The sequence below is a fragment of the Microcystis sp. LE19-41.2A genome (assembly GCF_027530405.1).
GTDB classification, from domain to species: Bacteria; Cyanobacteriota; Cyanobacteriia; order Cyanobacteriales; family Microcystaceae; genus Microcystis; species Microcystis aeruginosa.
Genome location: NZ_JAPZQJ010000437.1, coordinates 1 through 8,108, shown reverse-complemented (window position 1 = coordinate 8,108; position 8,108 = coordinate 1). Strand labels below are relative to the sequence as shown.

Genomic DNA, 8,108 nt, shown 5'->3' with positions numbered 1-8,108 from the left:
ATGATATCAGCGAGACTTGGAAACTATCTCATCAAATTAGTTCCCCCATAGAACCCCCTTGAGCCATCTGGCACACTTTTCTCTTTTTGTCAAATTTTATGTTAAGAAAGATGTGACTAATGGATAGCTTAATAAGGGGGGTGCCGATCCCCCCTTAGTCCCCCCTTTAATCCCCCCTTAATAAGGGGGGCATCTGACAACTTTTAACGCCTACCTACTTATCAAATTTAGCCAAGATTTTCAATCCTTCTTCTGGGTTGCCATTAGCTGCCATTTCCTTAAATCTAGTATAGGCATTAAATTCGGCTAAAGTGTTGGTGGAAAGATATTCAATCAGTTTATTGATACTGATTCCTTTTAGTTCATTCATAGAAAACTCCTGATTCTGGCGGTAATTTCCTGAAGAACTTCTAAGAGTGTTGGAGCAGCGGACGAGATTACATTTTCTTCACTGCTGTCATGTTTGTGATGGGGATAGGTTGGGAGGTTCAGCTTTTTATGATGTGGAGTATTATCATAACGGAAAATTAAGGTATTCATGGTATTCATATACTGATAAGCGTACATATTACGATTAATAATTGTTTCGATATTGACAAACTCTCGAATATGCAGAACTGAATTATCAATGAATTTAATTTCGGCTCGAATAAATCCTTCATAACTATCACGTTTTTCACAATCTAGCGTAAAAAATTTTACTACTGAACAGGTTGCGATAATTGTTTGAATCTGTTGAAAATAATCTTCAATTAACAAATTCAATTCCTCTGAGTCTTTCTGCTTTTTCCTGTAGGCATTGTAGCATTCGCAATTCGCCAATCCATTCGTCAAGTTCCAGGGTTTCCTGAAATTCGTCGTTTTCGTAGCGATGCAGAAATTCTGCTGTGGACAGTTGATATTTGTCCTCAAATTCTCGCAGTCGTTGTTCGGTACGCTGGATACCCGCTTCAGTGGAACGTAGGGCTTCAGCGATTGCGCCTTCGATTAGAGGTTTGAGGGAGCCGGAGTGATGAGAGATGAGTGTGAGTTCCTTCATAATAAAATGGAGCTAAAAAGCTGGTGTCTAGGTAAATCAATAGTGTGCTTCTTGGCGTAATTGTTGCAGGATGTCAAGGCTTTGGATCGCGGAGGGTTGATGTTGGGATCGCAAAGCCTGGTGGGAACTTAGAGGGTGGCGGGAATTTAGCGGGGGCGAGAGTTGGGCAATGAGTTGACCTTCTCGGAAAATAATGATGTCTTGTCCTTTTTCAACTTCATGGAGGAGTTGGATGAGGGTGATGGAGGTATCGGTGATTTCTATTTTGAGCATGGGGTTGGCGTTTTAGCTTGTCTAGGTACTTAGCGATCGCTATAATGATAACGACCTTGCAAAAATTCTATCCGATCGTGACTAACCAGATAAACAATACGATCAGATTGGGTAAGGCGGCGAGACCAAACATTGGCATCTTGATATTTTAAGGGTTCAGGTTTGCCCGTTCCTTCAAAAGGATTGCGTCGAATTTCTTCAACTAAAGATAACAGACGAAGGGCAATTTTTCTCTCAGTTTCTACCCAATATCTGAGGTCTTCTAGAAACCTTATATCAAAAACGAGTTCGCGTTCTGGCTTAGGCTGAGACTTTTTCTTCTTTGTCAATACCTAACTCCTGGCATAAGTTTTCTAAAGTTTGAGGCTGATTCGTTCTGGCTTTGGCACGTTGTAGTGCATCTAGGAGGCGTACTGCATTTTCATGAGAACTGAATAAATAAGCAGTTTCTATCAAGCTATTGAGTTCTGCTGTAAGAATCAAGGAAATGCTTTCACCACCTTCCCGTGTAATTTCTATTGGTTGACGAGTAGAAATGACGCGATCGCAAATTTTGTCAAAGTTACTACCAGCTTGAGTCTGGTCAATTTTTGGGTTCATTTTTTCTCCTTTCTCCTTCTCTCTCAGATTATAGTTTTGACTTTTGACTACTGAGTAGACTCAATCATAGGCGGAATGTCGGTTTTAGCGTCGTTGGCGAGTTGGTTGGCGCGGGCGACGGGATCAAAACGGAGGCTAGGATTCCACTTTTGGGCGATTTTAAAGCCTTCAATTGCCTCATTGATTTTGCCTTCCCTAGCTAAGGCTTCGCTGTATTCGACGAGGTAGGGGGCGCTGGCTTGGGTGAGGTCGGGGGTTTGGCAGGTTGCTAGTTTAGCTAACGCTTGAGGATTGACGATTAAATAGTTTCGGAGCCAGTGGCAACCTCGAACCAACAGGCGATCGAGATTTTCCACAGGCCAAACCCTCACCGTCCCGTCAGAGGAGGCGGTGACGATGCGCTTGCCGTCCGGGCTAAAGGCGGCTGTTATGACAGCTTTTTGATGGCCGTTGAGGGAGGCGATTTCTCTTCCCGTCTCGGCATCCCACACCCTCGCTGTGTTGTCTTCTGAGGCGGTGACGATGCGCTTGCCGTCCGGGCTAAAGGCGGCTGTTATGACAGTGTTTTGATGAGCCAAGAGGGTTTGGTGCTGCCAAGGTTGCCCTGCACGATTTTCTACGGTATCTAGCATCGTTTGCAGCGCGTAAAGGGGATTTGCCGCAAACCCCGCCCGTCCCTTTTTCTGTGCCAATGCCTTCGCCGCTTCTCCAACTTGGATCGCCTCTACCAATGCTGGGATCTGTCCAAATTGAAAGTTATTTAAGGCAACCTCACCCGACCGCTCTAACCGATTGACCGCAAGGATCGTATCCCGTGTTTCCTGCGCCTGTTGCAACGCTATCTCTGCCTGTCGCGCCGCCCTTTCTGCCTTTTGCTGCTGGGCTGCGGCAAGTCGGAACTGCTGCTCTGCTGCCACCTTATCCCGTTCTGTGGCTGCCCTATCTCGGTTGACTTGAGCCAACTGCGCCGAGGCTACCAGTACCCGTTCCTGTGCTTGTAGGTATTGCTGCTGGGCCGATCGCGCTTGGTTTTGTGCCTGCTGGAACTTGCGATCGGCATCCTTTAGCTTTCCTCGCGCTACTGAGAGATTTTTCTGGGCTAATTTTTCCTTTCCCCTCGTCTGGCGCAAATTGCTATCTAAAATAATTTTGTCTTGCTGTAACTTCCTTTGGTCTGCTAATAATCTCAGTTTGTCGCCGTTCAGTTTTGTGATATTGGTTTGGGCAACCCTGAAATTAGTCGTTGCCTTTATCGAAATAGGAACGGCAATAGCAGCAATGACAATAGCTCCCAATGCCCCCAACAAACTAAGCTTATTCCGTCGATTGGCTTTTTTGATGATTCTATCGGATTCCTCCCTTGTTTCTAATAATGCTTGGTTCGCTGTTTCTAATTCTGTTTCCGCCTGTTCCCTCGCCGCCGTCAAAATCTGATTCGCTTCCGTTTCCGCCGCCAATCGCCTTTCCATATCCCGTTTTTCGACATCCTGGCTATCATCTAAAAAGCGTTCATCTTCTTTACTCAAACGCTTTCCTTTTGCCCAAGTCTCCGCATCTCTTAACGCCTGTCCCCGCAACAAAAACGACTCTTTCTGCTCCTCTTGTGCCTCCTGCCAAGCCTTAAACGCCTCCCCATAAAACCCCGGACGCAAATCCGCCAAAGCGCGAGCCACCCACTGCCCATTAAACACCTGCGCGTAGATGGGGTTATAGACTTTCAACCTGCCCTCTCGCTTCACCACCAAACCCGTCAGCCGCAGTTGTATTTGCTCATAGCTCTCATCGGCAATGATCCCCCCTTCCTTTCTGGATGAGAGAGGGGGGGGTTCAGCATCCAAAACTTGCTGATAAATCCCTAGCAGTCGCCCCCGCAGCCGTTCGTCACTGCGTAAAATCCTGTCTCGAATCGTTTTCAAATGCGGCGGCACGTCCTGCGCCTCCCAATTATCGATAAGCTGGCTCGTCACCACCTGCGCCACCAAATCTGGGGGCGATAGGCGCAAATCTGCCTCCTGCACTACCAAATTCAAGACCCGCTGCGTCAAAAACGGCTGTCCCCCCGTCCAATACAACACCGCTTGCAGCACCGCCTGCGGATCGTCCACCTTGCCCACCAAACCCTGCATCAAAGGTTGAGCTTCCTGGAGTTGAAAGCCACTCATCTCCACCGCCCGACCGATATTAAACGCCGAACTACGCTTACTGACAATCAGATCGGAAGGTGTTGCCACCCCTAAAAACGCAAAAGTCAGCCGCCGATAACGCAGATCTTCCGCCCGCCGCTCAAAGAAAGAGCGAATCAGAATGAAAAAACCATCGGTATCAAACTTGAGACTGAGCAGGTTATCAATTTCTTCGACAAAAATGACGACATCTTGCGAGAGTTCTGCCAGCAATACGCGATCGATAAAATAAGTAAAGCGTTCGACCGCCGAAATCGACTGAGCCGCCAGATCCTTCCACCAACTCGAAAAATCGATTTTCTCTTGTAAATGCAAATCATCGATCAAGCGTTTTATGGTTCCGGCATACCACTGATCCTCGCTCAAACTGGTTCCCCGGGTTTGCGGGTCAATGACCGCACAAGCCACCCCCTCTGCCGCTAACTTCTGCATCACCCGCAACCGCAAACTAGACTTGCCCATCTGCCGCGAGTTAAAGACAAAACAATATTCTCCTGATTTCAGGCGATCGTACAATTCGCGATCGGCCTGTCGCTCTACATACCCACGATATTCGGCAGGTAAGCTCCCGCCTACTTGATAGCTAAAAGGAGTCGAGGAAGTTGGGTTTGTCATCTGATACCAAATTGCTAAAAATATGTCCCAGAAAACGGATTTCTTTAAGAAACCCGTTTTCTAAGAGGTTAGGCGATCGCGTAGCCCGTGTAACCGCGTACATCCGCCGGATGAAAAGCGAGGACAATATCCTGCTGGGGAACACTCGCTGCCACTAGCTCATGGGTTACTCCGTCTTCGGTTTCATCTCGTTGTACCCAGATTTTCTCGTTGATAATATCCAAATGAATTAAACAGCCATGCACGCGAGTTTTGCGATCCCATCCGAGCGTCATCAAAAGATAGCTATCTCGAACTTCATCAAAAATCGGCTTACAAATCAATTCGCCGTGAGAATAAGGGATTTCAGTATAAGGAATCAAAACCGATTTAATAATATGACGATACTGATCTAATTTTTCCATTGCGAAATGACCTCCTTTTCAGCATCAAAAACAATAAACTTGAGATTTTCATCTTCGATTAAAATTTGTCCGATTGGCTCTTCAAAAAATGAATTATAAATCACATCTCTAATCGCCAAATCTAGTTTACAATAAAGTGTTTTTATTTAATTTCCTCCCAAGCGATCGCAAAAATACTGACGATAAAGATCGCAGCGAGGTTTCACATTATTATCAACCCGCACCACTAATCCCATACTGTCCAGTTTAAACGACTCCTCAGACCGCAAACGTACCGGCGCTTCAGAAGTAATAACCAATTTCATGGCTGCCCCCAGTTCAGGATAATCTTCCAAAGTCTTCAAATGTCCCCGCAGATAATCGCTGTAAATTCCCGCTTCTGTGGGAGCCGTCCGCAAAAATTCCGCCAAAGAAAGATCCCCCGCTGCAATGTGATAGAGTGCCGAGCGCACCATGTAGGGATGCCCTCCAATTAACCCCATAAATTGTTCGAGTTCCCCCTCTGTCCAAGTTAATCCGTGCCGTGCTACCAACTCCTGTACCTGTTCAGGCGTAAACTCTCCCAATTCGATGGGCAACCCCACATTAAAAGGCGATTGATTGATATCCCGTTGGGCATAGGACTCTTGAGAATGGACGATGATCAGCCGCAATTTCTGCCACAGTTTTTTAATCTTGGAACTTTCATGCCAGCCGCGCAATAATCCGCATAAATCCGTCTCGATATCTGCGTATTTAAAGATGCGATCAAAGTTATCGATCGCCAACACTAACGGGCGATCGTTCCCCTCTAATAAATACTTCTCAAAATAATCCGTACTGTTATCGTTCGCTCCAAAAATATCATCCCAATACTCTTCAATCTTGACCCTTACTCCTAGTGGTTTACCCACCGACGCACAAAACCACTGCATGAACTTGTCGAGATCGTCAAAGAACTTTTGATTGGTCTGTTCCAGATCGATCGTTACCGCACGATAGCCTAGTTGAGATGCTTGGGCAAGTACCTTCGCCATCAGGGACGATTTGCCCATATTGTGGGGCGATTTAATCCGAATCAGGGAGCCAGGCTTTTGAATTTCCTCATAGCACCGTTCTTCGTAAGGGGAAGTAATATAAAAGCGAGAGTCAATGCTAACTTGTCCTTCTGGAGATTCCAAGCTAATTTCCTGTTGTATCTTGTCTGGAGTAACTGTTGGCTTGAGGGGTTCCGATTGCGTCGGCATCTCAGTGGCTTTGGCGGATTGTTGCGGCTCTGGCAAGACAGTGGGCTGTTTGTCAGTTAACACTGTCGCCATTTCCATTGCCGCGTGGCGAATCCCCTTAGCAATATTTAAAAACGCCTCACCCCGATTACTCCAAGTCGTCACAGGCTTGGCATTTTTTGGCAAAGCTTGCAACTTACCAAAAGGCGCACCACTCCAATCCACCGGCTTCAAAATAATCGGAATCACCCGCGCCTCCCCCGCATCATGCCGTGCGATCGCCCGTTGCATTTCAAGATCATAACAGTAGTCAGAAGCGATAAAGTTTTCACTAATCAACAACAGAATAATCTCGGCTGAATTGAGATTTTCATCAATGGCTTGTTTCCACTCTGTTCCAGCGCTAATTTTGCGATCATGCCATGATTTAATCACTCCCTGTCTTTGTAATGACGCGAGGTGAAGTCCCAAAGTTTCCCGCAGTTTCTCATCCCGGTGAGAGTAAGAAATAAATACATCGAGCGGTGTGGCTGATATGTCTGGATTAGATAAAATCATGGCTGTCAGTTTTACGATTTCAGAAAACGGGTTTTTTCAAAAAACCCGTTTTCTCGTCTACTTGTTATACTACTACAACTTAAAACCTCACCATTCCCTAATCTTCCCTATGGGGTTGGAGACAAGCTTTGCACCCTCACTGAAGGAGTAATTTCCCACTTCCACTCGCAACTATAGAATTAGCTATAATAAAATTACCACAGGTATCATCTTCATATTTCTGGAAACTATATGACCTTAAAACAATTAGACCGAATTACTTTTAACTCCAAAATTATGGCAGGTCAAGCCTGTATTCGAGGAATGCGTATTCCTGTTTCTTTAATTCTTAATCTACTTGCTAACGAAAAGCCGATAGAGGAAATATTAGAGGAATACCCTGACCTAGAAAGAGAAGATATTCACCAATGTTTATTATATGCTTCTTGGTTAGCCAGAGAACAAGTTCATTATTTTGAATTAATCGAGCAATGGAGATAGAGTTTCTAGCCGATATGGGGATTTCTCTGCGTACAGTCTCATGGTTAAGAGAACAAGGTTATGATGTCGTTCATCTTCGAGATGAAGGCTTACAAACTTTATCTGATCAGTAAATTCTTGCCAAAGCAAAAAGAGAAAAGCGGATAATTTTAACTGTCGATCTAGATTTTTCTCAACTTCTCGCTATTAGTGGTGATAATTGATCAAGTGTCATCCTATTCCGTTTAGGCAATGAAAACTACAATCTAATTAATCAGCGTTTAACTATAGTTTTACGAGATTGTACAAAAGCATTAAAGACGGGAGCAATTGTGTCAGTGACAGATCGTATTTTTAGGATTAGACTTTTATCAATTTAAGATTTTTGCTTTATAGCGTTCATGGAGTCTTCCCGTTAATTCCATCTTAAATATTGTGTTCCAAAAGCGAACACCTTTATTATTGAGTACAAATTATAACATTGGCAAATAATCTCCCTGTCCTCTGTGTCTCTGTGGTTAATTACACTTCGTTTCTGAATAGTCACCAATAATTATAGGTTCTTTGTTGGGAATTTTGACAATAATTTCGACAGTTCCACCTAAGGCGTTAACTACTTCGCGCAGTGTATTTAGGGTCTGCTGAAAAAGTTTTTCGGTGGTGGCAGGGTGTGGGGTGTGGGGTGTGGGGTGTGGGGTGTGGGGTTTTACCAGTTTTGAGGTGGCCAATTACCTAATTTTCAGGGAAAAAGTCCAGGAATTTTCCCCCCGAT

The 8,108-nt window shown here is 45.0% G+C and carries 11 protein-coding genes and 2 pseudogenes; 2 read left to right on the top strand and 11 right to left on the bottom strand.

All coding sequences use genetic code 11. The features are described 5' to 3' along the window. Positions 1-214 precede the first annotated feature (214 nt). The 10 genes from O9290_RS18760 to O9290_RS18715 form a co-directional block, all read right to left on the bottom strand. Positions 215-370, bottom strand: a complete 156-nt coding sequence (locus O9290_RS18760; RefSeq protein ID WP_002754850.1) for a hypothetical protein — start codon at positions 368-370, stop codon at positions 215-217. Then, positions 367-759 (bottom strand): toxin-antitoxin system TumE family protein, encoded by a 393-nt coding sequence (locus O9290_RS18755; RefSeq protein ID WP_002761383.1) that lies wholly within the window; start codon positions 757-759, stop codon positions 367-369. Before O9290_RS18755 ends, O9290_RS18760 begins: the two co-directional genes overlap by 4 nt. Further along, positions 749-1,039: a hypothetical protein gene (locus tag O9290_RS18750; RefSeq protein ID WP_002761385.1), complete on the bottom strand. Its 291-nt coding sequence runs from the start codon at positions 1,037-1,039 to the stop codon at positions 749-751. The genes O9290_RS18755 and O9290_RS18750 overlap by 11 nt, the downstream gene beginning before the upstream one ends. Before the next feature lie 36 nt (positions 1,040-1,075). After that, entirely contained in the window at positions 1,076-1,312 is a 237-nt protein-coding gene (locus O9290_RS18745; RefSeq protein ID WP_043999266.1) for a hypothetical protein, read from the bottom strand. A gap of 29 nt (positions 1,313-1,341) precedes the next feature. Beyond that, entirely contained in the window at positions 1,342-1,641 is a 300-nt protein-coding gene (locus tag O9290_RS18740; protein WP_002761386.1) for a Txe/YoeB family addiction module toxin, read from the bottom strand. After that, positions 1,613-1,912 carry a type II toxin-antitoxin system Phd/YefM family antitoxin gene (locus O9290_RS18735; protein ID WP_002761387.1) on the bottom strand — a complete coding sequence of 100 codons (300 nt, stop codon included), beginning with the start codon at positions 1,910-1,912 and terminating at the stop codon, positions 1,613-1,615. The genes O9290_RS18740 and O9290_RS18735 overlap by 29 nt, the downstream gene beginning before the upstream one ends. A 47-nt stretch (positions 1,913-1,959) precedes the next feature. After that, positions 1,960-4,710 carry an AAA-like domain-containing protein gene (locus O9290_RS18730; RefSeq protein ID WP_288087372.1) on the bottom strand — a complete coding sequence of 917 codons (2,751 nt, stop codon included), beginning with the start codon at positions 4,708-4,710 and terminating at the stop codon, positions 1,960-1,962. A gap of 68 nt (positions 4,711-4,778) precedes the next feature. Next, positions 4,779-5,114, bottom strand: a complete 336-nt coding sequence (locus tag O9290_RS18725) for a XisI protein (protein WP_288057637.1) — start codon at positions 5,112-5,114, stop codon at positions 4,779-4,781. Beyond that, a complete protein-coding gene (locus tag O9290_RS18720) occupies positions 5,102-5,233 on the bottom strand; it encodes an element excision factor XisH family protein (protein ID WP_002761389.1) in 132 nt (43 codons plus the stop codon). Before O9290_RS18720 ends, O9290_RS18725 begins: the two co-directional genes overlap by 13 nt. Positions 5,234-5,260: 27 nt before the next feature. Further along, on the bottom strand, positions 5,261-6,877 hold the full coding sequence (locus tag O9290_RS18715; protein ID WP_288057635.1) for an AAA-like domain-containing protein: 1,617 nt from the start codon (positions 6,875-6,877) through the stop codon (positions 5,261-5,263). A 231-nt stretch (positions 6,878-7,108) separates the two neighbouring features. On the opposite strand from O9290_RS18715, the gene O9290_RS18710 reads away from it, so the two are divergent. Both O9290_RS18710 and O9290_RS28265 read left to right on the top strand, forming a co-directional pair. Next, positions 7,109-7,357 (top strand): DUF433 domain-containing protein, encoded by a 249-nt coding sequence (locus O9290_RS18710; RefSeq protein ID WP_002774376.1) that lies wholly within the window; start codon positions 7,109-7,111, stop codon positions 7,355-7,357. Further along, positions 7,348-7,716: pseudogene (locus tag O9290_RS28265) on the top strand (DUF5615 family PIN-like protein). The gene O9290_RS18710 and the pseudogene O9290_RS28265 overlap by 10 nt, the downstream one beginning before the upstream one ends. Positions 7,717-7,854: 138 nt before the next feature. On the opposite strand, the pseudogene O9290_RS28260 reads toward O9290_RS28265, so the two are convergent. Further along, positions 7,855-7,971 (bottom strand): annotated as a pseudogene (locus O9290_RS28260) (XRE family transcriptional regulator); the annotation flags it as partial. Positions 7,972-8,108 lie beyond the last annotated feature (137 nt).

Coding starts and splice junctions, on each gene's coding strand:
- O9290_RS18760 (WP_002754850.1), bottom strand. CDS start 370: ATGAATGAACTAAAAGGAATCAGTATCAATAAACTGATTGAATATCTT.
- O9290_RS18750 (WP_002761385.1), bottom strand. CDS start 1,039: ATGAAGGAACTCACACTCATCTCTCATCACTCCGGCTCCCTCAAACCT.
- O9290_RS18745 (WP_043999266.1), bottom strand. CDS start 1,312: ATGCTCAAAATAGAAATCACCGATACCTCCATCACCCTCATCCAACTC.
- O9290_RS18735 (WP_002761387.1), bottom strand. CDS start 1,912: ATGAACCCAAAAATTGACCAGACTCAAGCTGGTAGTAACTTTGACAAA.
- O9290_RS18730 (WP_288087372.1), bottom strand. CDS start 4,710: ATGACAAACCCAACTTCCTCGACTCCTTTTAGCTATCAAGTAGGCGGG.
- O9290_RS18725 (WP_288057637.1), bottom strand. CDS start 5,114: ATGGAAAAATTAGATCAGTATCGTCATATTATTAAATCGGTTTTGATT.
- O9290_RS18715 (WP_288057635.1), bottom strand. CDS start 6,877: ATGATTTTATCTAATCCAGACATATCAGCCACACCGCTCGATGTATTT.
- O9290_RS18710 (WP_002774376.1), top strand. CDS start 7,109: ATGACCTTAAAACAATTAGACCGAATTACTTTTAACTCCAAAATTATG.